This window comes from Streptomyces rubiginosohelvolus (genome assembly GCF_014649875.1).
GTDB lineage: Bacteria > Actinomycetota > Actinomycetes > Streptomycetales > Streptomycetaceae > Streptomyces > Streptomyces rubiginosohelvolus.
This window is the reverse complement of the sequence record NZ_BMTW01000002.1, coordinates 439,150-465,695: the sequence shown is the minus strand read 5'-3', so window position 1 is coordinate 465,695 and position 26,546 is coordinate 439,150. Positions and strand designations below refer to the sequence as shown.

Sequence of the window (26,546 nt, the reverse complement as noted above, 5' to 3'; positions counted from 1 at the left end):
GCCGACCTCGACCCGTCCGAAGGCCTGTCCGAAGGACGGTCCGAACCCGCCCGGGCGGCACGCCGTCGAGGGTGTTCGCGACACCATCGACGGAAACATCCACCGAACGGGAACTTCGCCAGGTGCCGGTGCGCTTGCTTAGAGTGGCAGGTCTGGCAGGAAGTCCAGTATCGCGATCGAAGGGACGTACATGCCCATGGGTCACACGGCCACCGCACAGGCCGGCTCCGGCGGCTTGACAGCGACCGAGCACCGCCTGGCCAACGGCCTGCGTGTGGTGCTCTCCGAGGACCATCTGACCCCGGTCGCCGCGGTCTGCCTCTGGTACGACGTCGGTTCGCGCCACGAGGTCAAGGGACGCACCGGCCTGGCTCACCTCTTCGAGCACCTGATGTTCCAGGGCTCGGGCCAGGTCAAGGGGAACGGTCACTTCGAGCTCGTCCAGGGGGCCGGCGGCTCGCTCAACGGAACGACCAGCTTCGAGCGGACCAACTACTTCGAGACCATGCCCACCCATCAGGTGGAGCTCGCCCTGTGGCTCGAAGCCGACCGGATGGGCTCCCTCCTCGCCGCGCTCGACGAGGAGTCCATGGAGAACCAGCGTGACGTCGTCAAGAACGAGCGCCGTCAGCGCTACGACAACGTGCCCTACGGCACCGCGTTCGAGAAGCTGACCGCCCTCTCCTACCCCGAGGGCCACCCCTACCACCACACCCCGATCGGCTCCATGGCCGACCTGGACGCGGCCACGCTGGAGGACGCCCGCGCGTTCTTCCGTACGTACTACGCGCCCAACAACGCGGTGCTGTCGGTGGTCGGCGACATCGATCCCGAGCAGACCCTCGCCTGGATCGAGAAGTACTTCGGCTCCATCCCTTCGCACGACGGCAAGCAGCCGCCGCGCGACGGGACGCTGCCCGAGATCATCGGCGAGCAGCTGCGCGAAGTGGTCCACGAGGAGGTCCCCGCTCGCGCCCTGATGGCCGCCTACCGCCTCCCGCACGACGGCACCCGCGCCTGCGACGCCGCGGACCTGGCGCTGACCGTGCTGGGCGGCGGCGAGTCCTCCCGGCTGCACAACCGCCTGGTCCGCCGCGACCGTACGGCGGTTGCGGCGGGCTTCGGCCTGCTGCGGCTCGCCGGGGCGCCCTCGCTGGGCTGGCTGGACGTGAAGACGTCCGGCGGCGTCGAGGTGGAGACGATCGAGGCCGCCGTCGACGAGGAGCTGGCCCGGTTCGCCGCCGAGGGGCCCACCCCCGAGGAAATGGAGCGGGCCCAGGCGCAGTTGGAGCGCGAGTGGCTCGACCGGCTCGGCACGGTCGCCGGCCGCGCCGACGAACTGTGCCGTTACGCCGTCCTGTTCGGCGACCCGCAGCTCGCCCTGACCGCCGTGGGCCGCGTCCTGGACGTCACCGCGGAGGAGGTGCGCGCGGCGGCCGCGGCGGCCCTGCGCCCCGACAACCGGGCCGTGCTGGTCTACGAGCCCATCGAGCCGGCCGACGAGGCCGCCGAGGGCGAAGAGGGCACCGACGCGCACGAGGGGGCGGCCAAGTGAGCGACGCCGCCGTGACTGGAGTAGCCATGGAGTTCCACCCGCAGCCCACGCCCGGCACGGCCCGCCCCTGGGCCTTCCCGGCACCCGAGCGCGGCGCTCTGCCCAACGGGCTGACCGTGCTGCGCTGCCACCGCCCCGGCCAGCAGGTCGTCGCCGTGGAGATCTTCCTGGACGCGCCGCTGGAGGCCGAGCCCGAGGGCCTCGACGGCGTGGCCACGATCATGTCGCGGGCGCTCTCCGAGGGCACCGACAAGCGCAGCGCCGAGGAGTTCGCCGCCGAGCTGGAGCGCTGCGGCGCCACGCTCGACGCGCACGCCGACCACCCGGGCGTCCGGGTCTCCCTGGAGGTCCCGGCCTCCCGGCTGGCCAAGGCGCTCGGACTGGTCGCCGAGGCGCTGCGGGCCCCGGCCTTCGCCGAGAGCGAGATCGAGCGCCTGGTGGGCAACCGCCTCGACGAGATCCCGCACGAGCAGGCCAACCCGTCCCGGCGCGCCGCCAAGCAGCTCTCCAAGGAGCTGTTCCCGGCCACCGCCCGGATGTCCCGCCCGCGCCTGGGCACCGAGGAGACGGTCCGGCGGATCGACCAGGCCGCCGTGCGCGCCTTCTTCGACGCCCACATCCGTCCGTCCACCGCGACGGCCGTGATCGTCGGCGACCTGACCGACATCGATCTGGACGCGCTGCTCGCGGAGACCCTCGGCGACTGGTCGGGCAACACCGCCCAGGCCCGCCCGGTGCCGCCCATCACCGCGGACGACACCGGCCGCGTGGTCATCGTGGACCGCCCCGGCGCGGTCCAGACCCAGCTGCTGATCGGCCGTATCGGCGCGGACCGGCACGAGCGCGTCTGGCCCGCGCAGGTGCTCGGCACGTACTGCCTGGGCGGCACGCTCACCTCCCGGCTGGACCGGGTGCTGCGCGAGGAGAAGGGCTACACCTACGGCGTACGCGCCTTCGCCCAGGTGCTGCGCTCCTCCGGCCCCGACTCGGGCGGCGCGGCGATGCTCGCGATCAGCGGCTCGGTGGACACCGAGTCCACCGGACCGGCCCTGGACGACCTCTGGAAGGTCCTGCGGACGCTGGCCGCCGAGGGGCTGACCGACGCCGAGCGCGAGACGGCCGTGCAGAACCTGGTGGGCGTCGCCCCGCTGAAGTTCGAGACCGCCGCCTCCGTCGCGAGCACGCTGGCCGACCAGGTCGAGCAGCACCTCCCCGACGACTACCAGGCCCACCTCTACGCCCGGCTCGCCGAGACGGGCACCGTGGAGGCGACCGCCGCCGTGGTCAACGCCTTCCCGGTCGACCGGCTGGTCACGGTCCTCGTGGGGGACGCCTCGCGGATCGCCGAGCCGGTGAAGGCCCTCGGTATCGGAGAGGTGACCGTCGTCACCGGCTGACACCGCCTGCGGAGCGCACGGCCGCCACCGCGCGACCACTGCCGCGAACAGGACCCCGGCGAAAGAGATTTCGTCGGGGTCCTGTGCTTTTGCCTGCTTGGTCCGCTTCACACCCTTTGGGGTAGTGGTTGCCTGTCTGCCCTGTGGGATGCGCGACAAATCGCCTTGTCCGTTTGGTGATGGGAAGTCGCCCCGCCTAGCGTCGGCCCGGCTGTCCGTCACCCGTATGCCGCAGCCGCGGCGCCGGGCAGTCATCGCCGAGTCCCCGTCAGGCGCGAGCCTGGGGAGCCGGGGACCCACGCAGTCCCTGGGGTGAATCGGAGGCCCGTGCCGCGAACCGGCGCGGGGATCCGTAGGAGACCTTCCTGCTCCGAACCCGTCAGCTAACCCGGTAGGCGAGAAGGAAGGAAAGGAACCAGCCCCTCCATGGCGTTCACCCGTGCCACCGGGAAGCACCGTGCCCCGAGCCGCCTCACGCGGCGGAGCGCCCAGGCCGCCGGCATCGCGGCCCTGGCCACCACCGGAGTCCTCGGCTCGCTGTCCTCCCCGGCCCTCGCCGCGGACTCCGAGGCCGCCAAGGTCGCCGACACCGGCCTCACCCAGGCCATCTCCCTCGACACCACCCTCGCCGAGCAGATCGACGCCCAGGCCCACGCCCAGCAGCGGCAGGCCGACGCGGTCGCGAAGGCGAAGGCCAAGGCAGCCGCCGAGGCCCGCGAGAAGGCCGCCAAGGCCAAGGCGAAGGCCGAGGCCGAGCGCAAGGCCGAGGCCCGCGCCAAGGAGGTCCGCGAGGAAAAGGCCCGCGCCGCCCGCGCCGCCGAGCGCGCCCGGCTGAACGCCTTCCACCTCCCGGTCGCCGGCTCCCACGTCACCACCGGCTACAACACCGGCGGCTCCCTCTGGTCCTCCGGCAGCCACTCCGGCGTGGACTTCCAGGCCGCCTCCGGCAGTTCCGTCGTCGCGGTCGGCGCCGGCACGGTCGTCGAGGCCGGCTGGGGCGGCGCGTACGGCAACAACATCGTGCTCCGGATGGCGGACGGCACCTACACCCAGTACGGCCACCTCTCCTCGATCGGCGTCTCCGTCGGCCAGAGCGTCTCCTCCGGCCAGCAGATCGGCCTCTCCGGTTCCACCGGCAACTCCACCGGCCCGCACCTGCACTTCGAGGCCCGCACCACCCCCGACTACGGCTCCGACATGGACCCCGTCGCCTACCTGCGCTCCCACGGTCTGAACGTCTGACCCCACCCCGCGCGAGTCACCGTCCGAAGGCCCCGGCGCCCGCCGGGGCCTTCGGCAATTCCCGCGTGAAGATATCCATGGATTCCGACCTGCCATCGGAAATTCCAGCGGATTGTCATAGAGTCACGGAACAGACGTCGGGCGGCCGCGTTTCGCGGGGATCAAGGCGGAGGTTCGGATATGCGCATTCCCGCGCATTCGGTATGCACGGCGATCCGTGACGACATCGTCTCCGGTGTCTACGAGCGCGGCAGCCGCCTCACCGAGGAGTTGCTGGCCCGCCGCTACGGGGTCTCCCGCGTCCCGGTCCGCGAGGCGCTGCGCACGCTGGAGTCCGAGGGGTTCGTGGTCACCCGCAGGCACGCCGGCGCCTGTGTCGCCGAGCCCACCGTCCAGGAGGCCGCCGACCTTCTGGAGGTGCGGATGCTCCTGGAGCCGCTGGGCGCGGCCCGCGCCGCCCAGCGCCGTACCGAAGCCCATCTCAAGGTGCTCCGAGGTCTGGTCAGGCTGGGCCAGGAGCGGGCCCGCCGGGGCGAGGGCGAGGATCTGCGCTCGCTGGGCGGCTGGTTCCACGAGACCCTCGCCCAGGCCTCCGGCAGCCCCGGGCTCATCGCGCTGCTGACCCAGCTCCGGCACAAGATCGCCTGGATGTACGCGGTCGAGCAGCCGGCCCGCCCGGTCGAATCCTGGGCCGAGCGCGGCGCGATCGTGGACGCCGTGGCGCGCGGCGACGCGGAACGGGCGAGGGCGCTCACCGCCCAGCACGCGGAACGCTCCACCGCCGAGCACCGGCTCCGCCGCCCGGATCTCCCGGGGCGTCGCGCCGCCCCGGTTCCCCCGGTGAGAAGTTCGCAACATGGCGTAAACACGGCGAGTGTCCGGCATTAACAAAAGCGCCGTATACAAAGAGAAGTAATTTCGGAGCGCTATTTCACGCTGCCCGCATTATCAAGGTGCGGATCTTTCCCGGGTCTTTCCCGATTCCCGGAAACGGAAGAGCCGTGACCTGTGAAGGGATCACGGGTCACGGCTCTCGCGCGGGTCGTATCCGGACGGACCGGAGACGGAGGGGTCAGACGGTCTCCGGAAGCTCTTCCAGGCCCTCGGCGACCAGCTTCGCCAGCCGGTCCAGAGCGGCCTCGGCGTCGTCCGCGTCGGACGCGAGCACGATCTCCTCGCCACCCTGCGCGCCCAGACCGAGCACGGCCAGCATGGAGGCGGCGTTCACCGGGTTGCCGTCGGCCTTGGCGATCGTCACCGGGACGCCGGAGGCCGTGGCGGCACGGACGAAGATGGAAGCGGGGCGGGCGTGCAGGCCCTCGGCCCAACCGACGTTTACGCGGCGCTCAGCCATGGTTCTGCCCTTCACATATCAACGGTTGTCTAGACCAGTCTCTCATGCAGTGCGTGGTGCTGTGCCCGGCCTCCCGTCCGGCCGTAGGCTTCGGCCATGGAGCCCACGCCGGAACAGAGTCCGCATCACGCGTACCCCGACCACTGGGAAGCGGACGTGGTGCTCCGCGACGGGGGCACCGCGCGCATCAGGCCGATCACCACGGACGACGCCGAGCGACTGGTCAGCTTCTACGAGCAGGTGTCCGACGAGTCGAAGTACTACCGCTTCTTCGCCCCGTATCCCCGCCTATCCGACCGGGACGTGCACCGCTTCACCCATCACGACTACGTCGACCGGGTGGGACTGGCGGTCACGATCGGGGGCGAGTTCATCGGGACCGTCCGCTACGACCGCATCGACGACCGGGGCCGCCCCGCCTCCGCCCCCGCCGACGAGGCCGAGGTCGCCTTCCTCGTCCAGGACGCCCACCAGGGCCGCGGCGTCGCCTCGGCGCTGCTCGAACACATCGCCGCGGTCGCCCGCGAGCGCGGCATCCGGCGCTTCGCCGCCGAGGTGCTCCCCGCCAACAACAAAATGATCAAGGTGTTCCGGGACGGCGGGTACACCCAGCGCCGCAGCTTCGAGGACGGCTCCGTCCACCTCACCCTCGACCTCGAACCCACCGAGAAGTCCCTCGCCGTCCAACGAGGCCGCGAACAGCGCGCCGAGGCCCGCTCGGTGCAGCGCCTCCTCGCCCCCGGCTCCGTCGCGGTCATCGGCACCGGCCGCACCCCCGGCGGCGTGGGCCGCACGGTCCTGCGCAACCTCCTCGCCGCCGGCTACACCGGCCGCACCTACGCCGTGAACCGCGCCTTCGACGAGGGCCTCGCCACCCTCGACGGGGTGCCCGCCCACCGCTCGCTCGGCGAGATCGACGAACAGGTCGACCTCGCCGTCATCGCCGTCCCCGCCCACCGCGTCCCCGAGGCCGTCGCCGACTGTGGCGAGCACGGGGTCCAGGGCCTGGTCGTCCTCTCCGCCGGTTACGCCGAGCGGGGCGCCGAGGGCCGCGAGCTCCAGCGCGAACTGGTCCGCCAAGCCCGCTCGTACGGCATGCGAATCATCGGCCCGAACGCCTTCGGCATCATCAACACCGCCGAGACCGTCCGGCTGAACGCCTCCCTCGCCCCCGAGTCGCCCGCCCGCGGCCGGATCGGTCTGTTCACGCAGTCCGGCGCGATCGGCATCGCCCTGCTTTCCGGCCTCCACCGGCGCGGTGCGGGCCTGTCCTCGTTCATCTCGGCGGGCAACCGGGCCGACGTCTCCGGCAACGACTTCCTCCAGTACTCCTTCGAGGACCCGGACACCGACGTCGCCCTGCTCTACCTCGAATCGCTCGGCAACCCCCGCAAGTTCACCCGCCTCGCCCGCCGCACCGCCGCCGTCAAGCCCGTCGTCGTGGTGAAGGGCGCCCGGCACAGCGGCACCAACCCGCCCGGCCACGCCGTCCCGGTCAGCCGCATCCCCGACACCACGGTCTCCGCGCTGATGCGCCAGGCCGGCGTCATCCGGGTCGACACCGTGACCGAGATGGTCGACGCCGGACTCCTGCTGGCGGGCCAGCCCCTCCCGGCCGGCCCCCGGGTCGCCATCCTCGGCAACTCCGAGTCCCTCGGCCTGCTGACGTACGACGCCTGCCTCGCCGAGGGGCTGCGCCCGCGCCCGCCGATCGACCTCACCACCGCCGCCTCCCCGCAGGACTTCCGCGACGCGCTGGCCGAGGCGCTCGCGGACGGCACCTGCGACGCCGTGATCGTCACCGCCATCCCGTGGGTGGGGGAGAACGGGGAGGCCGAGACCGGCGACGGCCAAGTGCTGGCCGAGGCCCTGACCAAGGCGGTGGCCGGGGGGTCGGCCAAGCCGGTGGCCGTCGTCCACGTCGAGATCGGCGGCCTCGCCGAGGCACTGGCCGCCGCGAGCAGCACGGCGACCCCGCGCCCCCGGACGGCGGCGTCCCGGACCGTATCGCCGGAAGCGGGCGCGGACCGGGCAGCGGCCACCGCCTCGGAAGCGACCAACGACCGGGCCGGGACCACCACCCCGGCCACGGCCACCGCCCGCACAGGACCCACCGCCCCCGGAACCGCGACGGCCACGGCCGCCCTCGGAACACCCGCCTCCGGAACACCGGCTGACGCGACAGCCGACCCCGAGACCCCGCCCCGCCCCGGCCGTATCCCCGCCTACCCCGCCGCCGAACGCGCCGTCCGCGCGCTCGCCGAGGCCGTGAAGTACGCCCAGTGGCGCCGGCAGGCGGCCGTGCCCGGCAAGATCCCCGAGTTCCTCGACGACACCATCGACGAGGCGGGGGCCGCCGCCCTGATCGAAGCACAGCTCGCCACCGCCCCCGACCCGCGCGGGCGCCCGCTCACCCACGACGAGGCCCGCGAGCTGCTCGGCCGCTACGGCATCGACGTACGCCCCACCCTCCCCGCCCCCGACCCCGAGGCGGCCGTCGCCGCGGCGGCCCGGCTCGGCTACCCGGTGGCCCTCAAGACCACCGCGCCCCACCTGCGCCACCGCGCCGACCTCGGCGGGGTCCGCCTCGACGTCGCCGACGAGGAGGCGCTGCGCCGGGCGTACGGAGAGCTCACCGACCTCCTCGGCAAGCCCGCCGAACTGCTCCCCGTCGTCCAGGCGATGGCCCCGCGCGGCGTGGACACCGTCGTGCGGGCCTCCATCGACGCGGCGGCCGGGGCGATCCTCTCCTTCGGCCTCGCGGGAGCGCCCTCCGAACTGCTCGGCGACACCGCGCACCGGCTGGTCCCCGCCACCGACCGGGACGCCGCCGAGCTGATCCGGTCCATCAGGGCGGCCCCGGTGCTGTTCGGCTGGCGCGGCTCGGCCCCGGTCGACACGGCCGCGCTCGAAGAGCTGCTGCTGCGGCTGTCCCGGCTGGTCGACGACCACCCGGAGGTGGTCTCCGTCGCCCTCGAACCCGTCGTCGTCGCCCCGCAGGGACTCACCGTGCTCGGCGCGAGCGTCCGGCTCGCCCCGCCGCCCGCCCGGAGCGACGTCGGCCCCCGCCGCCTTCCGAACTACTGAGACCCAGCGGCCGGTGGCCCCCGGGGCGTCCCCGGCAGTCACCGGCCCGCCGTAGGATGGTGCTCATGGCAAAGACCGGTACGACGACCAAGGGGCTGCGCGCGGCGATCGAGCGCAGCGGCTACTACCCGGCCCTCGTGGCCGAGGCGGTGGAGGCCGCCGTCGGCGGGGAGCCGGTCGCTTCGTACCTGGTCCACCAGGAGACCACGTTCGACTCCAACGAGGTCCGCCGTCATGTGACCGTCCTCGTCCTGACCGAGCACCGGTTCATCGTCAGCCACACCGACGAGCAGGCCGCCGACACCAGCTCCCCGACGCCGTACGCCACCACCTCCACCGAGTCGGTGAAGCTGGAGCGGATCTCCTCCGTCGTCGTCAGCCGCGTGGTGGCCAACCCGGAGAAGTACGTCCCGGGCACCCTGCCCCGCGAGGTCGTCCTGACCATCGGCTGGGGCGCGGTCTCCCGGATCGACCTGGAGCCCGCCGCCTGCGGCGACTCCAACTGCGAGGCCGACCACGGCTACACCGGCAGCTCCACCGCCGACGACCTGAGCCTGCGGGTCAGCGAGGCCGGCGACGGCCCCGACGCCGTGCGCCAGACCCTCGCCTTCGCCCAGGCGCTCTCCGAGGCCACGGCCGCCACCGCGGCGAGTGGCCGCTGATGGCCCAGCCCGCCTGGCAGGACCCCGAGCCGCTGGCCCTCGACACCGCGCCCGTGCCGGAGTATGGCAGCGGCTCGCTCGCGGACCTGCTGCCGACGCTCGCCGCCGGACTGGAGGTGCCGGGCTTCACCGCCGCGATCCCCGAGCTGACCCCGGCGGACCGCAACTGCGTCTTCCTGATCGACGGCCTCGGCTGGGAGCAGATCAAGGCCCACCCGGACGAGGCCCCCTTCCTGCACTCCCTGCTCCCCACCTCGCGCGGTGGCACCGGCCGCCCGCTCACGGCGGGCTTCCCCTCCACCACCGCGACCTCCCTCGCCTCCGTCGGTACGGGGCTGCCGCCCGGCGAGCACGGCCTTCCCGGCTACACCGCGCGCAACCCGCAGACCGGCGAGCTGATGAACCAGCTCCGCTGGAAGCCGTGGACCGAGCCGAAGGCCTGGCAGCCGTACCCCACGGTCTTCCAGCTCGCCGACGCCGTGGGCGTCCACACCGCGCAGGTCTCCGCGCCGATGTTCGAGCAGACCCCCCTGACCAAGATCGCGCTCAGCGGCGGATCCTTCCTCGGCCGGCTCTCCGGCGAGGACCGGATGGACGTCGCCGCCCAGCGCCTGGCCGCGGGCGACCGTTCGCTCGTCTACACGTACTACAGCGAGGTCGACGGCAAGGGCCACCGCTTCGGCACCGACTCCGACGCCTGGCGCGGCCAGCTGATGTACGTGGACGGGCTCGCCCGCCGCCTCGCCGAGCAGCTCCCGCCGCGCTCCGCGCTCTACATCACCGCCGACCACGGCATGATCGACATCCCGTTCGACGATCAGTCCCGGATCGACTTCGACGAGGACTGGGAGCTGAGCGCGGGCGTCGCCCTCCTCGGCGGTGAAGGCCGCGCCCGCCACGTCTACGCGGTGCCCGGCGCCCAGGCCGACGTCCTGGCCGTCTGGCGCGAGGTCCTCGGCGAGCAGTTCTGGATCGCGAGCCGGGACGAGGCGATCGCGGCCGGCTGGTTCGGCCCGACGGTCGACGAGCGGGTGTACGGCCGGATCGGCGACGTGGTCGCCGCCGCCCACGACGACGTGATCATCACGGCCTCCGTCAACGAGCCGCACGAGTCGGCGATGGCGGGCGTGCACGGCTCCCTGACCCCCGTGGAACAGCTCGTCCCCCTCCTCGAAGTACGCTCGTAACCCTTCCTGCCGTACCGCCCCCTCCGAAAGGTGCTCGACCCCTCATGCCCGAGCTGGTGTTCTTCTCCGGAACCATGGACTGCGGAAAGAGCACGCTGGCCCTGCAGATCGGTCACAACCGCTCGGCCCGCGGCCTCCAGGGCGTGATCTTCACCCGGGACGACCGCGCGGGGGAGGGCAAGCTCTCCTCCCGGCTCGGCCTGGTGACGGACGCCGTCGAGGCCGAGGAGGGCATGGACCTGTACGCGCACATCGTGGACCGGGTCAGCCGGGGCGGCCGGGTCGACTACGTCATCGTGGACGAGGCGCAGTTCCTCGCCCCGGACCAGATCGACCAACTGGCCCGCGTGGTCGACGATCTGAAGCTCGACGTCTTCGCCTTCGGCATCACCACGGACTTCCGCACCAAGCTGTTCCCGGGCTCCCAGCGGCTGATCGAACTGGCCGACCGCATAGAGGCCCTCCAGGTCGAGGCGCTCTGCTGGTGCGGGGCCCGCGCCACGCACAACGCCCGGACCGTGGACGGCGAGATGGTCGTCGAGGGGGCCCAGGTCGTCGTCGGCGACGTCAACCGGCAGGCGGGCGAGGTCGGTTACGAGGTGCTGTGCCGCCGCCACCACTGCCGCCGCATGACCGCGGAGACCGCCCGCGCGGGCGCGCTCTCGCCCGATGTCCTGCCGGTGTCCTCCGTCTGAGCCGTACGGGCGCCGGATCCAACCCCCGCAGCGCCGGGCCGGGCGTCGCCGGGACCGTCGTACCAGGACGTGTCAGGCGGTGTCCGAAGCGGACCGGATGACCGTGAACACGGCCCCCTCCGGGTCCGCGACCGTCGCCAGCCTGCCGCTCGACCCCTCGCGCGGCGGCTGCAGGACGCGCCCGCCCAGCTCCACCACCCGGGCCGCGGCCCGGTCGGTGTCGGCGACCTCGAAATACGTCATCCAGTGCGGCCCCCGGTCGCGCGGCAGCGCGTGGCCGACCCCGTGCAGGGCCGCCACCGCCACGTTGTCCAGGTGCAGCGTCTGGTAGTCGAAGTCGGCGGAGAGCACCGCCTCCGTCTCGTAACCGAAGACCGTCTGGTAGAACTTCGCGACCATCGAGGTCTCCCGCGTCACCAGCTCGTTCCAGACGGGGGTGCCGGGTACGCCCGCCGTCATCGTGCCGATGTGTTCCGAGCCCTGCCAGATACCGAAGACCGCCCCGCTCGGGTCCGAGGCGATGGCGAGCCGCCCGGCCTCGCCCGCGTCCAGCGGGCCGACCGCGACCGTCCCGCCGCAGGCGCGGATGGCCTCCGCGGTGACGTCGGCGTCGTCCGTGGCGAGGTAGGTGGTCCAGGCGATCGGGAGATGCCGGTCGGGCGGCAGCTGGCCGATGCCCGCGACCTCCTCGCCGTGCAGCAGCCCGCGGACGTAGGGGCCCAGTTGTTCGGGGCCCGGCCGGAACTCCCAGTCGAACAGGGCTCCGTAGAACTCCTGGGTCGCGGTCAGGCCGTGCACGATCAGACTCACCCAGCAAGGTGTTCCGGGCGTGCGCCGGGCGGGGGCCTCGGTCATCGTCTTCTCTCTCCTCGGACCGTTGTGGTGGCCGTGCGGGGGAACGGGACAGCGGAGCCGTCCCGGGTCAGGACGTGGTCCGCGTGCCCCGTGCAGATGCTTGCACCCCCCGGCGCGGGAGGCGCACCGGCCGCGCCGCGTCGTCCGGGTTCTCGACGAAGGACGGCCGGATTCCCGCCGGCCGTCCCGTCCGATGCTGTTACGGGTGCCGGCCCCGCTGCGCGAGGATGGCACCCATGAAGCCCATCATCACCGCATCCGAATGCGCCAGCGAGTCGGCCGGGTCCCGGCCCCCGGTGCTCCTGGACGTCCGCTGGCAGCTCGGCGGCCCGAACGGCCGCCCCGACTACGAGGCCGGCCATCTGCCCGGCGCGGTCTTCGTCGACCTCGACACGGAGCTGGCCGGACCGGCGGGCGACGGCGGCCGCCACCCCCTTCCGGACCCGGAGGCCTTCGGTGCCGTGATGCGCCGGGCCGGGGTCGGCCAGGACACCCCCGTCGTGGTGTACGACGGCGGGCAGGGCTGGGCGGCGGCCCGCGCCTGGTGGCTGCTGCGCTGGACCGGGCACCGGGACGTACGCGTCCTGGACGGCGGGCTCGCCGCCTGGACCGGTGACCTCACCACGGAGATCCCGCACCCCGCCGAGGGCGATTTCCGGCCGAAGCCGGGGGCCCTGCCGACCCTGGACGCGGAAAGGGCGGCGGCCTTCGCCCGGTCGGGTCTGCTGCTGGACGCCCGGGCGGCCGAGCGCTACCGGGGCGATGTGGAGCCGATCGACCGCGTCGGCGGCCATATCCCCGGGGCCGTCTCCGCGCCGACCACGCAGAACGTCGACGCCGACGGCCGCTACCTCCCGGCCGAGCAGCTGGCCGCACGGTTCGCCGGGCTGGGGGCGGAGGCCGGCACCGAGGGCGTGGGCGTCTACTGCGGCTCCGGGGTCTCCGGCGCGCACGAGGTGCTGGCCCTGGAGATCGCCGGCTTCACCGGTGTCCTTTATCCGGGCTCCTGGTCCGAGTGGTCCTCGGACCCCTCCCGGCCGGTCGCCACGGGGCCCGAGCCCCAGTAGTCCCGCAGCGCGGGTCCGGCCGATCCCGACCGGGGCCGCGCCGGACCACGGCGAAGGAGCGGGGGCCGTACGCCATCGCGTACGGCCCCCGCCCCCACCGGTGGTCATCCCCGGTCAGTCCTGCTTCTTGCGCCGGGTGCCGAAGACGATCTCGTCCCAGCTCGGCACGGCGGCCCGGCGGCCCGGCCGGACCCCGTCCGCCTCCGCCTGACGGTCCGTCGTCCCGGTCAGCCGGTCGCGATGACCGGCCACCGCGCGCGGCATCAGCACATCCGCGTAAGCCGACCCGGCACCGGCCGAAGCGGCGGCGGCCGGCGGCTCGTCCGCCTCCGCCTCCTCCGCCGGTTCCAGCGCGGGCGGCTCGGGCTGCGTGGGCCGCTCGGGCACGACCATGTCGCCCCGGAAGCTCGGCACCGCCTCCAGCAGGCTGGTCAGCGAGTCACGCTCACCGGCCGACGCGCTGCTCACGTACTCCTCGGGCTCGGCGACCGGCGCGGGCCGCTCGATCTGCCGGTCCAGGGCCCGGTCCAGCGGGCGCTCGCGGTCGGCCTGCCGGTCGAGGCTCCGGTCCAGCGGCCGGTCACGCGGCAGCCGGGCGATCCGGGGCACGAACGGGAAGCTCGGCTCCGGCGCGGCGACGTCGTCGGTCTCGCCGATCAGCGAGCGCGCCTCGTCGTCCAGCGCCTGGACCAGCCGCCTCGGCGGGTCGTACGTCCAGCTCGCCGAGTGCGGTTCGCCCGCGACCCGGTAGACCAGCAGGACTTCCCAGGTGCCGTCGTCACGGCGCCACGAGTCCCACTGGACGGTTTCCTTGTCGGCGCCGCGCAGCAGGAGACGTTCCTGCACCGCCTCGCCGAGCTGGGGGCCGGTGTTCTCGCCGGGACGGCGCACAGGAGTCTTCCGGGCCCGCTCGGCCATGAAGGCGCGCTCCGCGAGCACGGGGCCCTCGAAGCGGCGTACACGGTCGACGGGGATGCCCGCGAACTGGGCGACCTCCTCCGCGGAGGCACCGGCCCGTATGCGGGCCTGGATGTCGCGGGGCCGGAGGTGGCTCTCCACCTCGATCTCGATCTGGCCGAGCCGGGCGCGGTCGTTGCGCACGGCGGCGCGCAGCCGCTCATCGATCGGAAGCGTGTACTCCGTGCTGTCCGCAGCCTTGAGCACCAGTCGTGTGCCGTCGTTGGAGACGGCCACGACACGCAGTTCGGGCATGGGGACCTCCCGGGTGGTGCCTGCCGACGTCACGTGCGTCGCTGCTTCCGCTAGTCGAGTGTGACCTGCCCGGGTGCAGCCTGCCACAACCTTGCCAAATTGCCCGGCGTGGCGGGCGCTCGCCCCGGTTCGCCCACCTAGGGTGCCGCCGTGGCCCCCTCCGGTAGCTGCGGATTCCCACGTCGGAGTCCGCCCCAGGGCTCGTCACAGTACTCCATTCGGGCCACCGGGGTGGACCGGCGCGCCGCCGAAGTTCTCGCGGGCTGCGGGAGTTGAGGTACCCAGTTCTCCGCGAAATGCCCCTGATGCGTGTTGTGCTTCACACAATCACCAGAATCGGAACTATCCACTTCGCTCATTTGTCCCTTCCTGTTGCATGGTGGGAGAGATGTCAAGCAGGGGCTGGTAATGGTTCAGAAGCCGGAAAGTGACGCAGAACCCAAGGAAAGGCGCATAGATCTGAGTCTCCCGCAGGTCGCCGGGAGCGCCGTGGCGGCCGTCGCGGCAGCGGTGCTGGCCTCGCAGTTGGGCGTGTACGGGACGATCGCCGGCGCGGGCGTGATGAGTGTCGTCGCCACGTGCGGCGGCTCGGTCTTCCAGCACTTCTTCCGCCGCACCGGCGAGCAGATCCGTGAGGTGACGGTCCAGGTGACCCACCCGGAGGGCCGCCAGGTGACCGTGCACACCAAGGAGACGACGCCCGCCGGGCGCAGAGCCGCCGCGCAGCGGACGGAGCCGGAGCCGACGGGGCCGCAGCCGGCGGACGACGCCACCACGGTGCTGCCCACGGTCGGCCCGGGCACGGTCCCGGAGGTGATCCCGGACGCGGAGAGCACACAGGTGCTGAGGCCGCTCGACACGGACCGGACGCAGTTGCTGAACCTCGGCGACGAGCGGACCCGGATGCTCCGCGTCCCACCGGCCGGAGGCCCCGGAGCCGGAGCCGACGCGGACCGTACGCAGATGATCCCGCGCGCCGACGACCGTACGCAGATGCTCCCGCAGGCCGGAGCGGACCGGGCCGCCGGTCCCGACGAGGCGTTCGGCGAGGGTGTCACGCACGGCACGCGGCTGCGCGGCTGGAAGCGGCCCGCGCTGGCGGCCGCCGCGGTCTTCGCGGTCTCGATGGCCGGGATCACCGCGTTCGAGCTGATCTCGGGCAACGACCTCAGCGGCGGCCAGGGCACCACCCTCAGCTCCGTCGTGCGCGGCGGCGACCGGGACCCCGGGCCCGCGGACCCCGCCCCCTCCGGGGACACCGGCCAGGACGGGGGAGCGGACGAGCAGTCCCCGACCCCGGGCGACGGCACCGGATCCTCCCCCGCCACGGATGGCGGCGACGGCAGTGGCACGAGCCCGGACCCGGGCAGGAGCACCGGCGGTGAGAACCCGACCACCGGGCCCACCCCCACCCCGACGCCCTCCGGATCCGCCGGTGAGCCCACGCCCGAGCCGACGCAGCCGACTCCGTCGGACCCCGGCACCGGCGAACCCTCGACCGGCACGGGCGTCGCCCCCGGGCAGGGCGAGCAGGCCCCGCCCGGCGCGGGCGCCGACGCCGAGTGACCCACCGGCGTACCGCGCACAGCACATCGGCCCCGGCCCGCTCCGCCACGGAGAGGACCGGGGCCGACGTCGTACCGGAGGCGGGCCGGACTCAGTCGCCGAGCACGCGCCGCAGATAGTCGTTGCCGAACAGGCGGTCCGGGTCCAGCCGGTCGCGCAGCGCGGTGAACTCACCGAAGCGCGGGTAGACCTCCGCCAGGTAGGCCGCGTCCCGGGTGTGGATCTTGCCCCAGTGCGGCCGGCCGGCGTGCGCCGTCATGATCCGCTCGACCGCCGTGAAGTACGAGCGATGGGGCGTGCCCTTGTAGAGGTGCACGGCGATGTACGCGCTGTCGCGGCCGGACGCGGTCGACAGGGCCATGTCGTCGGCCGGAGCGGTGCGCACCTCGACCGGGAAGCTGATCTTCAGCGGCGACCGCTCGACCATGGCCTTCAGCTCCCGCAGCACCGTCACCGCCTGTTCTCGCGGAACGGCGTACTCCATCTCCACGAACCGCACCCGGCGCGGGCTCGTGAACACCTTGTACGGGATGTCGGTGTACGTACGCGCCGACAGCGCCCGGCTGGAGAGCCTGGCGATCGAGGGGATCGTCGCCGGGACCGCGCGGCCGAGCGAACAGGCCACCTGGAAGACCCCGTTGGACAGCAGCTCGTCGTCGATCCAGCTGCTCACCCGGCCGGGCGGGGCGGCCGGTCCGGCGCTGCGGTTGTTGCGCTTGGTGTTGCAGTTCCCGGTGTGCGGGAACCAGTAGAACTCGAAGTGCTCGTTCTCGGCCACGAGCTGGTCGAAGTCCTCGGTGACCCGGTCGAAGCCCATCGGCTCCTCGCGGGCCGTCAGCAGGAAGATCGGCTCCACGGCGAGGGTGACGGCGGTGATCACCCCGAGGGCGCCGATCCCGACCCGGGCCGCGGCGAAGATATCCGGGTTCTCCTCGGCCGAGCAGACCAGGACCGTGCCGTCGGCGGTGACCAGCTCCAGCGCCCGGATCTGCGCGGATATGGAGGCCGATTCGCGGCCCGTGCCGTGCGTGCCGGTGGAGGTCGCCCCGGCGATCGTCTGCTCCATGATGTCGCCCATGTTCGTGAGCGACAGGCCCTCGCGGGCGAGAGCGGTGTTCAGCCGCTTGAGCGGAGTGCCCGCCTCCACCGTCACGGTCATCGCCTCACGGTCGATGCCCCGGATCCCGGTGAGCAGATCGGGGCGTATCAGGACCCCGTCGGTGGCGGCCGCCGCCGTGAAGGAGTGGCCCGCGCCGACCGGCTTCACCCTCAGGCCGTCCGCGTGCGCCCGGCGCAGCACGTCCGCGAGCTCGTCCACGGACGCGGGTGACTCGGTGCGGGCAGGCCGGGCGGTGACGGTGCCCGCCCAGTTACGCCACGCGCTCGTCGTCCGTGCGTAGGTGTCGGTCATCTTCCCCGCGCCCTCCCGTCGCAGCCGGCCCGGCCAGCCGGCGATATCCCAGGAACGCCACCGCCGCCGCGAGCGCTCCCGCCACGACGGGCACCGCGTACCCCGCCTTCGCCCCGGCGGCGTCGACCACCCAGCCGGCGGCCGAGGAGCCGAGCGCCACTCCGACCGCGAGCCCGGTACTGGTCCAGGTCATGCCCTCGGTCAGCTTGGTGCGCGGTACGTGCGCTTCGACGAGGGCCATGGTGGTGACCATCGTCGGTGCGATGGCGAGGCCCGCGACAAAGAGCGCCACGGCCAGCAACGGAAGGTTCCCGGCCAGTAGGAGGGGGATCATACTCACGGCCATCGCGCCGACACCCACCAGCCACCTGGTCGCGGGGTTCCCCTTCAGGTGCAGCAGCCCGAACACGGCCCCCGCGAGACACGAGCCGAGGGCATAGACGGCCAGCACCAGGGAGGCCGCGGCCTTGTGGCCGCGCTCCTCGGCGAAGGCCACGGTCACCACGTCCACACCCCCGAAGATCGCGCCGGTCGCCACGAAGGTGGCCACCAGGACCTGGAGCCCCCGCGAGCGCAGCGCCGAGCCCCCGGTGTGCTGCGACTTCGGGTGCGGCATCGGCTCGGTCGCGCGCTGCGCGGTCAGCCAGAAGACGCCGACCAGCAGGAACGCGGCGGCGATCAGCGGCCCGGCCTCCGGGAACCACGCGGTGGAGAGGCCGATGGAGATGATCGGGCCGAAGATGAAGCACACCTCGTCGACGATCGACTCCCACGAGTACGCGGTGTGCAGATCCCGGCCGGAGCCCCGGTAGATCTCCGCCCAGCGGGACCGGACCATCGAACCCACGCTCGGCACACAGCCCGCGCCCACCGAGAAGACGAACAGCGTCCACTCCGGCGCCCCCTGCTGGGCGCAGACCAGCAGACCCGCCACCGCCGCCACCGCGACCAGCGTGACCGGGCGCAGCACCCGGCGCTGCCCGTAACGGTCGACGAGCCGGGAGACCTGGGGGCCGCAGACCGCGGCCGACATCGCCAGGGTCGCCGACAGCGCCCCGGCCAGTCCGTAGCGGCCGGTGAGCTGGGAGACCATCGTGACGACGCCGATGCCCATCATGGACAGCGGCATCCGGCCGAGGAAGCCTGCGGCGGAGAACCCCTTGGTACCGGGGGCGGAGAAGATGGCGCGGTAGGGGCTGGGCAAGGGGTACTCCGGTCGTGCCTGTCAGGCGTATAGCTGGCCCATACAGCTTACGGGCGTGCGGAGGCCCGGGACACCGGATTCCGGACGGACCGGGGGAGCGGTTCCGGCGGGTTCCCCACCAGCGGTTCCACGCTTTCCCGACGGACCGTCGGATGTCGGTTGCCGCCCCGCCGGAGACGGGTGGCAGGATCGACGGCATGTCCGATCTGCGCGATCCCGCTCCCTACGACGCCCTGCTGCTGCTCTCCTTCGGCGGCCCCGAGGGCCCGGACGACGTGGTCCCGTTCCTGGCGAACGTGACCCGCGGCCGCGGCATCCCCGACGAACGCCTGAAGGAGGTCGGTCAGCACTACTTCCTGTTCGGCGGGGTCAGCCCGATCAACGCGCAGAACCGCGCCCTGCTCGACGCGCTGCGCAAGGACTTCGCCGACCACGGCGTCGACCTGCCGATCTACTGGGGCAACCGCAACTGGGCCCCGTACCTGACCGACGCCTTGCGCGAGATGACCGCCGACGGACACCGCCGGATCGCCGTCCTCGCCACCAGCGCCTACGCCTCCTACTCGGGCTGCCGCCAGTACCGTGAGAACCTCGCCGAGTCGCTGGCCGCCCTGGAGGCCGAGGGCCTCGATGTGCCCCGGGTCGACAAGCTCCGCCACTACTTCAACCACCCCGGCTTCGTCGGCCCGATGGCCGACGGCGTCCTCGCCTCGCTCGCCGACCTCCCCGAGGGCGTCCGGGCGGGCGCGCACATCGCGTTCACCACCCACTCCATCCCGACCTCGGCCGCCGACGCCTCCGGCCCGGTGGAGGCCCACGGCGAGGGCGGCGCGTACGTGGCCGAGCACCTCGACGTGGCGCGGCTGATCATCGACGCGGTGCGCGCCGAGACCGGTGTCGAGCACCCCTGGCAGCTCGTCTACCAGTCCCGCAGCGGCGCCCCGCACATCCCGTGGCTGGAGCCCGACATCTGCGACCACCTGGAGACCCTGCACGGCGAGGGCGTCCCCGCGGTCGTGATGGCGCCCATCGGCTTCGTCTCGGACCACATGGAGGTGCTGTACGACCTCGACACCGAGGCCACCGCCAAGGCCGCCGAGCTCGGTCTGCCGGTCCGCCGCTCCGCCACGGTGGGCGACGACCCGCGCTTCGCCGCCGCCGTACGGGACCTGGTCCTGGAGCGTGCCGCGAGCGAGCGCGGCCGGGCGGTCGAGCGCTGCGCGCTGGGGTCGCTGGGGCCTTCCCACGACCTCTGCCCCGTCGGCTGCTGCCCCGCCAGGGCCCCGAAGCCCGCCGCCGCGGGCGCCGACAGCCCGTACGTGTAGCCCGTACGACCACCCGACCGCGCGCACCGATCACCTGGGAGCACCGTGACCGACCCCGCCCTGTCCGAACTGCTCGGCCTCGCTCTCGAAGCCGCCCGCCGCGCCGGAGCCCTGCTGCGCGACGGCCGCCCCGCCGACCTGGGGGTGGCCGCGACCAAGTCCAGCCCCATCGACGTGGTCACCGAGATGGACATCGCCGCCGAGAAGCTGATCACCGGCTACCTCACCGACTTCCGCCCCGACGACGGCTTCCTCGGCGAGGAGGGCGCCAGCTCCCCGGGCTCCACCGGTATCCGCTGGGTGATCGACCCGCTCGACGGCACGGTGAACTACCTCTACGGCCTGCCGACCTGGGCCGTCTCCATCGCCGCCGAGCGCGACGGGGAGCGGGTCGTGGGGGTCGTCGAGGCCCCGATGCGCCGGGAGACGTACCAGGCGGTCCTCGGCGGCGGTGCGTTCGCGAACGGCGAAGCGCTGCGCTGCCGGCCCACCGCGCCGCTGGACCAGGCCCTCGTCTCGACCGGCTTCAACTACGTCGCCCACGTCCGCGCCCACCAGGCGGACGTCGCCCAGCGGCTGATCCCCAGGCTCCGCGACATCCGGCGCAGCGGTTCGGCCGCAGTCGACCTCTGCGATGTGGCGGCGGGCCGTCTCGACGGCTACTACGAGCGCGGGCTGCACCCCTGGGACCTGGCCGCGGGTGACCTCATCGCCCGGGAGGCGGGCGCGCTGACCGGCGGCCGCCCGGGGCTGCCCGCCGACGGCGACCTGACGGTGGCCGCCACCCCCGGCGTCTTCGAGCCGCTGCAGGCCGCACTCGACGAGCTGGGCGCCTGGCACGACTGACCCGAAGCCCCTGGTGGGGCCCTGGGAGCCCGACGGCACAGCACAGGGCCCCGGATGCCTGGACAGCATCCGGGGCCCTGTGGCGTACGGCTCAGACGCCGGCGGCGCCGACCTGTACGCCGTGCTCGGCGGCGAGACGGTGCAGATCGTCCAGCTCGCCCTGCTCGACATCCGCGAGGAAGTCGTCGCCGTCCTCGCGCGCCCGCGTGAGGTCGGACTCGGTCGTCTTGATGCGTTGCAGCAGACCTGCGGTGAAAGCGTCCATGATGCGCCCCCTCATCGTGGGTCGGTGGCACGGGGGTGTGCCCGGGATACCCCCGGCCGGGGAGCCGGAGGAGCGGGTGATCGCGCCGCCGCTCCGAGGAAAAAGAGGCGGACCGTGGCAGGCCACGGGACAGGCGTGATCGCGGGTGTGAAGCCCTCTTCCCCATGCCGCAGCTCAGAGAAACCTCAACTGGCCCGGGAAACCGACCGTTTCCCCGCGGAAGGCCGCCGGAAGGCCCGGCCCGCCGCCGTCTTACCGCCGGTTTATGCGCGTTGAGGGCAGGATGGAGGTACACGGTCGGCTCTGCTGCCCGTGTCCGAGCGGCCCCGTGTGGGCCGCTCGCTCTGTGAACCCGACGAAGGACCGAAGGAAGGACTGCGCCGTGCGCGTACTCGTCGTCGAGGACGAGCAGCTGCTCGCCGATGCGGTGGCCACCGGACTGCGCCGGGAGGCCATGGCCGTCGACGTCGTCTACGACGGTGCCGCGGCCCTGGAGCGCATCGGGGTCAACGACTACGACGTCGTCGTGCTGGACCGGGACCTCCCGGTGGTGCACGGGGACGACGTCTGCCGCAAGATCGTCGAACTCGGCATGCCCACCCGGGTGCTCATGCTCACCGCCTCCGGCGACGTCAGCGACCGGGTCGAGGGCCTGGAGCTGGGCGCCGACGACTATCTGCCCAAGCCCTTCGCCTTCAGCGAGCTGACCGCCCGGGTGCGTGCGCTGGGCCGCCGTACGACGGTGGCGCTGCCGCCCGTCCTGGAGCGCGCCGGCATCAAGCTCGACCCGAACCGCCGCGAGGTCTTCCGCGACGACGTGGAGATCCAGCTCGCCCCGAAGGAGTTCGCGGTGCTGGAGGTCCTCATGCGCAGCGAGGGCGCGGTCGTCTCGGCCGAGCAGCTGCTGGAGAAGGCCTGGGACGAGAACACCGACCCCTTCACCAACGTGGTGCGGGTCACGGTGATGACCCTCCGCCGCAAGCTCGGCGAACCGCCCGTCATCGTCACCGTGCCGGGCTCCGGATACCGGATCTGAGGACCATGGCCACCACACCGGAGCCGCCCGCGGCGCCACCGAAGCCCACCTGGGAGCCCAAGCAGCCGGACCCCCCGTACCCCTGGCTGCGCCCGACCATCCGGATACGGCTCACGCTGCTGTACGGCGGGATGTTCCTGATCGCGGGCATCGTGCTGCTGTCGATCATCTACATGCTGGCCGCGCAGGCGCTCCACGACGCGGGGAGCGTGGCCTTCCGGGTCGCCGGGACCAATGTCCAGATCACCAGCGACACCTGCCCGCAGCTGGGCGCCGCCCTCAACAACGACCAGCTGAACGACGCGATCAAGGCCTGTACGTCGGCCCAGCGGCAGCAGGCGCTGGACAGCCTGCTCAACCGGGCCCTCCTCGCCCTGGTCGGCCTCAGCGTGATGGCCTTCGCCTTCGGATACGCCATGGCCGGACGCGTCCTGTCCCCGCTCGGCCGGATCACCCGGACCGCGCGCCGGGTGGCCGGCACGGACCTCACCCGGCGGATCGAGCTGGACGGCCCGGACGACGAGCTGAAGGAGCTGGCGGACACCTTCGACGACATGCTGGACCGGCTGGAGCGGGCCTTCACCGCACAGCAGCGGTTCGTCGGCAACGCCTCGCACGAGCTGCGCACCCCGCTGGCGATCAACCGCACCCTGCTGGAGGTCCATCTCTCCGATCCCGGGGCCCCGCCGGAGCTCCACCAGCTCGGCAAGACCCTCCTGGCGACCAACGAGCGCAGCGAGCAGCTCGTCGAGGGCCTGCTGCTGCTGGCCCGCAGCGACAACCAGATCGTCGAGCGCAAACCGGTCGACCTGGCGGAGGTCGCCGAGCGCGCCATCGACCAGACCCGGGCGGAGGCGCTGGCCAGGAAGGTCGAGATCCGCGGCGAGCGGGATTCGGCCACGGTGCAGGGCAACGGCGTCCTGCTGGAGCGGATCGCGCTGAACCTCGTGCAGAACGCCGTGCGCTACAACGTGCCCGAGGACGGCTGGGTGGAGGTCACCACCGAGATGTCGGACGGGCAGGCCCTGCTCGTCGTCTCCAACACCGGCCCGGTGGTCCCGGCGTACGAGATCGACAACCTCTTCGAGCCCTTCAGGAGGCTGCGTACGGAGCGCACGGGCAGCGACAAGGGGGTCGGGCTCGGCCTGTCGATCGCGCGGTCCGTCGCGCGGGCCCACGGAGGCCGTATCATCGCGGAGCCCCGCGAGGGCGGCGGTCTCGTGATGCGCGTCACTCTGCCGGTCTGAGAGGCTGCACGATGTGACTCCGTACCGAATCTTCATGTTCGCTTTGGGCGGAATTTTCAGGACCCGTTCCCGGGCGGGTCGTGTGTGATCGATCACAGGGCCGATTTTCCGCCCATCTACTCTCCGTGATCACGACTCTGTCGGAAAGCCGGTAATCGTCCGGGTTTTCGGGGATCGTTATCACGGGAAGTACACGGGGTGGCGCCCGTGAACTGCGCAGGCGGGACCGTGTACGGTCCCCATCGCCACCCAAGCCGAGCCTCGCCGAGGCGGCCGGTTGGGTGTCGATTGAGTAACAGACCTTGATGTGAGGCAAAATCTCCGCCTCAGGTCGGGCACAAGTCCGGCCTCTCACGCGTTACGTGCGCTGAGACACCTAGACACCCAAGAGGGGGAGAGCGACATGGCAACGGATTACGACACCCCACGCAAGACCGACGACGACGTGGACCAGGACAGCCTCGAAGAGCTCAAGGCGCGTCGGAGCGACAAGACGGCTTCCGCCGTCGACGTCGACGAGTTCGACGCGGCCGAGGGCCTCGAGCTGCCCGGCGCGGACCTCTCCAACGAGGAGCTGGCCGTCCGGGTGCTGCCCAAGCAGGCCGACGAGTTCACCTGCATGAGCTGCTTCCTGGTGCACCACCGCAGCCAGCTGGCCCGCGAGAAGAACGGTCAGCCCATCTGCCGCGACTGCGACTGAGGTCGAGTCGACCGTGGCAGGCGAGACACCGTTCCGGAAGCGGCGCCCCTGGCGTCGGCACGGCCAGCAGGCACCACAGGACGGTACCGGCGGCACAGGCCCGGCAGAAGGCGGTCACGCGTCTGCCGAGCGGTCCGCCGCCCCGCCGGATCACTCCGGCGGTCCCGACGACGAGCGAGGCCGTTCGGCCTCGCTCGAAGTGGCCGGGTCGGCAGCACTGCCGGACCTGGCCGCGCAGCGGGAACAGCAGGACCGGGCGGAGCCCCAGGCCGGGGGCCGCCTGCACGCAGTGAAACGGGGCGTACGCAAGAGCGGCGAGAGCGCGAAGGCACTGGCCGCACAGCTGGCCGACCGCATCATCGACACGGCTCCGCGCGTGCCGGTGCGCGACCTCGCCACCCTGCGCAGGCAGTTTCCGGGCCTCGGGCCCGAGGAGCTGGCCGACAAGCTGGTCACGGGAGCCTGCCGGGGCACCGCGACCGTCGGCGCCGGTATCGGGGCCGCCGCGATGATGCCCGTACCGCCCGCGATGCTCGCCGAGCTGGCGGCGGAGGTCACCGGCGTCGCCGCGATCGAGATGAAGCTCGTCGCCGAGCTCCACGAGGTCTACGGCCGTCGGCCCCCGGGCAATCTCGGCCAGCGCAGCACCGCGTATCTGACGTCGTGGACCGAGGAGCGCGGCATCGACGTCACCCGGCCCACCACGCTCAACGCCGCCCTCGGCGGCCAGATGAAGCGTGAGCTGCGGCAGCAGATCATGAAGCGCATGGCGCGCAATCTGCCCAACCTGATCCCGTTCATGATCGGCGCCGCCGTCGGCGCCACGATGAACCGCCGCGACACCCGCAAGCTCGCCGACCGGGTCAGGGACGACCTGCGCAAGGACCAGATCCCTTGGGACCGGCTGCCCGCGCTGCCGCCGCTGGAGCAGCCGCTGAACCCGGCCGAGCTGCCCAAGGAGATCGAGGGCCCCTGAGGGCACCCGGCCGGTCCGGCGAACGGCTCAGGCGGTCCTGGCGCCGCTCAGCGCCGCCGCCAGGCCCCGCGGGTCCCGGGTGGACAGATAGACGTACGGAGTCGGGTCCTCCGGGTCCGTGACCTCCACCCGCACCGCCGTCTCGACATAGCCGCGCAGCAGCATGAACGCACGGGCGTCCGCCTTGTGCGTGCGCCACGCCCGCGCCTCCTCCGCGTCCAGCACCTCGGGCTCACCGAGCGCCGACAGCGGGATCCGGGCCTCGCCGGCGACGAGGGACCCCGCCACCACCCGGATCCGGGCCGAGCCGTAACCGCTCACCACGAGGGCCGCCGCGGCCGTCCCGCCGACCAGCCCCGCGAGCATCGGCAGCGTGCCCAGCGGCAGCAGCATCAGAGCACAGGCGACACCGACCCCGAAGGCGATGAACCACCAGGAGCGGGGCGCGGTGAGACGTTCGTCGAAGGGCGGGGCGGAAGGCTGCATGGCACCAAGCTTGGCACGGCGCGACCCGCACCCTGCCGCGCGGGTAAGGTCTGCGCCTGTGAGTGGAACATCAGCAGCTCTGACACCCCCGGCCGACGCCGTCGCGCCGGTCCGGCACCCCGACGCGCCCGCCCCCGGCGAGCTCCTCGGAGCGCACTACGAACACTGTTTCGGCTGCGGCGGGGGACAGCCGCACGGACTGCACCTGATGGCGCGCGCCGGTGAAGGCGTGAGCGTCACCGCCGAGTTCACCGTGCAGCCCGCCCATCAGGGTGCCCCCGGCCTCGCCCACGGCGGCGTGCTCGCCACGGCGCTGGACGAGACGCTCGGCTCGCTGAACTGGCTGCTGCGCACCATCGCGGTGACCGGACGGCTGGAGACCGACTTCGTCCGCCCCGTCCCCGTGGACACCGTGCTGCACCTCGACGCCCGGATCACCGCCGTGCACGGGCGCAAGATCTACTCCACCGCCACCGGCCGGATCGGCGGCCCCGAAGGCCCCGTCGCGGTCCGGGCCGACGCCCTCTTCATCGAGGTCAAGGTCGACCACTTCATCGACAACGGCAGGCCCGCCGAGATCCAGGCCGCCATGTCCGACCCCGACCAGGTCCGCCGCGCCCGCGCCTTCGAGGTGAACCCGTGACCCGCAACCCCGTCGACGTACTGATCCGCCGGACCGACCCGGATGTGCCGATTCCGGCGTACGGGCACCCGGGCGACGCCGGTGCCGACCTGGTGACCACCGAGGCCGCCGAACTCGCCCCCGGCGAGCGCGTGGTGCTGCCCACCGGGGTCTCGATCGCCCTGCCCGACGGGTACGCCGCGTTCGTGCACCCGCGCTCCGGCCTCGCAGCCCGCTGCGGAGTGGCCCTCGTGAATGCCCCAGGGACGGTTGATGCCGGGTACCGTGGGGAGATCAAGGTGATCGTGGTCAACCTCGATCCACGCGAGAGCGTGCGATTCGAACGGTTCGACCGGATTGCCCAACTGGTTGTCCAGCAGGTCGAGAAGGTGCGCTTCCACGAGGTGGCGGAACTTCCCGGCTCGGCGCGGGCCGAAGGGGGCTTCGGGTCCACCGGCGGCCACGCGTCGGTGGACGGCGCCGAGGGCGGGATCACCCACGGTGGGAACAGCTACGCTTCGGTCGTATCCGACCGGGAAGGACAGTGAC

25 protein-coding genes and 1 riboswitch are annotated in these 26,546 nt (G+C 72.7%); of the genes, 18 read left to right on the top strand and 7 right to left on the bottom strand.

Features of this window, described 5'->3' with window-relative positions; translation table 11 throughout:
- Positions 1–190: 190 nt before the first annotated feature.
- The 4 genes from IE134_RS09400 to IE134_RS09385 all read left to right on the top strand — a co-directional run bounded on the left by IE134_RS09400 (position 191) and on the right by IE134_RS09385 (position 5,082).
- The gene (locus IE134_RS09400) at positions 191–1,555 is read left to right on the top strand and encodes a M16 family metallopeptidase (protein ID WP_030716083.1); all 1,365 of its coding nucleotides are present in this window, start codon (positions 191–193) and stop codon (positions 1,553–1,555) included.
- Between the two features lie 26 nt (positions 1,556–1,581).
- Positions 1,582–2,952: a M16 family metallopeptidase gene (locus IE134_RS09395; RefSeq protein WP_030716086.1), complete on the top strand. Its 1,371-nt coding sequence runs from the start codon at positions 1,582–1,584 to the stop codon at positions 2,950–2,952.
- 245 nt (positions 2,953–3,197) lie between these two features.
- A riboswitch (cyclic di-AMP (ydaO/yuaA leader) is annotated at positions 3,198–3,364 on the top strand.
- Positions 3,365–3,378: 14 nt separating this feature from the next.
- Positions 3,379–4,194 (top strand): M23 family metallopeptidase, encoded by an 816-nt coding sequence (locus tag IE134_RS09390; RefSeq protein WP_030716089.1) that lies wholly within the window; start codon positions 3,379–3,381, stop codon positions 4,192–4,194.
- A 180-nt stretch (positions 4,195–4,374) separates the two neighbouring features.
- Positions 4,375–5,082, top strand: a complete 708-nt coding sequence (locus IE134_RS09385; protein ID WP_030716092.1) for a GntR family transcriptional regulator — start codon at positions 4,375–4,377, stop codon at positions 5,080–5,082.
- A 184-nt stretch (positions 5,083–5,266) separates the two neighbouring features.
- Here the strand turns inward: IE134_RS09385 and IE134_RS09380 are convergent, their stop codons facing one another.
- Entirely contained in the window at positions 5,267–5,548 is a 282-nt protein-coding gene (locus tag IE134_RS09380) for an HPr family phosphocarrier protein (protein ID WP_007449776.1), read from the bottom strand.
- A gap of 96 nt (positions 5,549–5,644) precedes the next feature.
- Between IE134_RS09380 and IE134_RS09375 the strand changes: the two genes are divergently transcribed.
- The 4 genes from IE134_RS09375 (at position 5,645) to IE134_RS09360 (ending at position 11,179) form a co-directional block, all read left to right on the top strand.
- On the top strand, positions 5,645–8,635 hold the full coding sequence (locus IE134_RS09375) for a bifunctional acetate--CoA ligase family protein/GNAT family N-acetyltransferase (protein ID WP_030716097.1): 2,991 nt from the start codon (positions 5,645–5,647) through the stop codon (positions 8,633–8,635).
- 65 nt (positions 8,636–8,700) lie between these two features.
- Positions 8,701–9,297 carry a DUF5998 family protein gene (locus IE134_RS09370; protein ID WP_006128099.1) on the top strand — a complete coding sequence of 199 codons (597 nt, stop codon included), beginning with the start codon at positions 8,701–8,703 and terminating at the stop codon, positions 9,295–9,297.
- Positions 9,297–10,484, top strand: a complete 1,188-nt coding sequence (locus IE134_RS09365) for an alkaline phosphatase family protein (protein ID WP_189430164.1) — start codon at positions 9,297–9,299, stop codon at positions 10,482–10,484. Before IE134_RS09370 ends, IE134_RS09365 begins: the two co-directional genes overlap by 1 nt.
- 44 nt (positions 10,485–10,528) lie before the next feature.
- The gene (locus IE134_RS09360) at positions 10,529–11,179 is read left to right on the top strand and encodes a thymidine kinase (RefSeq protein ID WP_030716103.1); all 651 of its coding nucleotides are present in this window, start codon (positions 10,529–10,531) and stop codon (positions 11,177–11,179) included.
- Between the two features lie 72 nt (positions 11,180–11,251).
- Here IE134_RS09360 and IE134_RS09355 read toward each other — a convergent pair whose 3' ends face one another.
- Entirely contained in the window at positions 11,252–12,034 is a 783-nt protein-coding gene (locus IE134_RS09355; RefSeq protein WP_030716106.1) for a VOC family protein, read from the bottom strand.
- 236 nt (positions 12,035–12,270) lie between these two features.
- Between IE134_RS09355 and IE134_RS09350 the strand changes: the two genes are divergently transcribed.
- Positions 12,271–13,101, top strand: a complete 831-nt coding sequence (locus tag IE134_RS09350) for a sulfurtransferase (protein ID WP_098893964.1) — start codon at positions 12,271–12,273, stop codon at positions 13,099–13,101.
- 114 nt (positions 13,102–13,215) lie between these two features.
- Here IE134_RS09350 and sepH read toward each other — a convergent pair whose 3' ends face one another.
- Complete coding sequence (gene sepH, locus IE134_RS09345) at positions 13,216–14,313, bottom strand: septation protein SepH (RefSeq protein WP_097985267.1); 1,098 nt, start codon at positions 14,311–14,313, stop codon at positions 13,216–13,218.
- A 489-nt stretch (positions 14,314–14,802) separates the two neighbouring features.
- Here sepH and IE134_RS09340 point away from each other — a divergent pair, with 489 nt between their 5' ends.
- Positions 14,803–15,879 (top strand): hypothetical protein, encoded by a 1,077-nt coding sequence (locus tag IE134_RS09340; RefSeq protein WP_030716113.1) that lies wholly within the window; start codon positions 14,803–14,805, stop codon positions 15,877–15,879.
- Positions 15,880–15,970: 91 nt separating this feature from the next.
- Here IE134_RS09340 and IE134_RS09335 read toward each other — a convergent pair whose 3' ends face one another.
- Both IE134_RS09335 and IE134_RS09330 read right to left on the bottom strand, forming a co-directional pair.
- Positions 15,971–17,290, bottom strand: coding sequence for a D-arabinono-1,4-lactone oxidase (locus IE134_RS09335; RefSeq protein WP_098893966.1), 1,320 nt, complete (start codon positions 17,288–17,290; stop codon positions 15,971–15,973).
- Positions 17,250–18,494, bottom strand: a complete 1,245-nt coding sequence (locus IE134_RS09330; protein WP_030716118.1) for an MFS transporter — start codon at positions 18,492–18,494, stop codon at positions 17,250–17,252. The genes IE134_RS09335 and IE134_RS09330 overlap by 41 nt, the downstream gene beginning before the upstream one ends.
- Positions 18,495–18,691: 197 nt before the next feature.
- Here IE134_RS09330 and IE134_RS09325 point away from each other — a divergent pair, with 197 nt between their 5' ends.
- Complete coding sequence (locus tag IE134_RS09325; RefSeq protein WP_030716120.1) at positions 18,692–19,819, top strand: ferrochelatase; 1,128 nt, start codon at positions 18,692–18,694, stop codon at positions 19,817–19,819.
- Positions 19,820–19,864: 45 nt separating this feature from the next.
- Positions 19,865–20,665, top strand: coding sequence for an inositol monophosphatase family protein (locus IE134_RS09320; protein ID WP_030716122.1), 801 nt, complete (start codon positions 19,865–19,867; stop codon positions 20,663–20,665).
- Positions 20,666–20,756: 91 nt separating this feature from the next.
- Here the strand turns inward: IE134_RS09320 and IE134_RS09315 are convergent, their stop codons facing one another.
- The gene (locus IE134_RS09315; RefSeq protein ID WP_010063409.1) at positions 20,757–20,930 is read right to left on the bottom strand and encodes a hypothetical protein; all 174 of its coding nucleotides are present in this window, start codon (positions 20,928–20,930) and stop codon (positions 20,757–20,759) included.
- 382 nt (positions 20,931–21,312) lie between these two features.
- On the opposite strand from IE134_RS09315, the gene IE134_RS09310 reads away from it, so the two are divergent.
- From IE134_RS09310 to IE134_RS09295, 4 genes are all read left to right on the top strand, one after another.
- Positions 21,313–21,966, top strand: coding sequence for a response regulator transcription factor (locus tag IE134_RS09310; protein WP_010063408.1), 654 nt, complete (start codon positions 21,313–21,315; stop codon positions 21,964–21,966).
- Positions 21,967–21,971: 5 nt separating this feature from the next.
- Positions 21,972–23,213 carry a sensor histidine kinase gene (locus IE134_RS09305; protein ID WP_098016578.1) on the top strand — a complete coding sequence of 414 codons (1,242 nt, stop codon included), beginning with the start codon at positions 21,972–21,974 and terminating at the stop codon, positions 23,211–23,213.
- Between the two features lie 403 nt (positions 23,214–23,616).
- Positions 23,617–23,913: a DUF4193 domain-containing protein gene (locus IE134_RS09300; protein ID WP_003965732.1), complete on the top strand. Its 297-nt coding sequence runs from the start codon at positions 23,617–23,619 to the stop codon at positions 23,911–23,913.
- A 13-nt stretch (positions 23,914–23,926) separates the two neighbouring features.
- Positions 23,927–24,889: a hypothetical protein gene (locus IE134_RS09295; protein ID WP_030716126.1), complete on the top strand. Its 963-nt coding sequence runs from the start codon at positions 23,927–23,929 to the stop codon at positions 24,887–24,889.
- Between the two features lie 27 nt (positions 24,890–24,916).
- Here the strand turns inward: IE134_RS09295 and IE134_RS09290 are convergent, their stop codons facing one another.
- Entirely contained in the window at positions 24,917–25,375 is a 459-nt protein-coding gene (locus tag IE134_RS09290; RefSeq protein ID WP_010063403.1) for a DUF3093 domain-containing protein, read from the bottom strand.
- A gap of 58 nt (positions 25,376–25,433) precedes the next feature.
- Here IE134_RS09290 and IE134_RS09285 point away from each other — a divergent pair, with 58 nt between their 5' ends.
- Positions 25,434–26,018, top strand: a complete 585-nt coding sequence (locus IE134_RS09285) for a PaaI family thioesterase (RefSeq protein ID WP_029182603.1) — start codon at positions 25,434–25,436, stop codon at positions 26,016–26,018.
- Complete coding sequence (dut, locus tag IE134_RS09280) at positions 26,015–26,545, top strand: dUTP diphosphatase (protein ID WP_030716130.1); 531 nt, start codon at positions 26,015–26,017, stop codon at positions 26,543–26,545. The genes IE134_RS09285 and dut overlap by 4 nt, the downstream gene beginning before the upstream one ends.
- Position 26,546 lies beyond the last annotated feature (1 nt).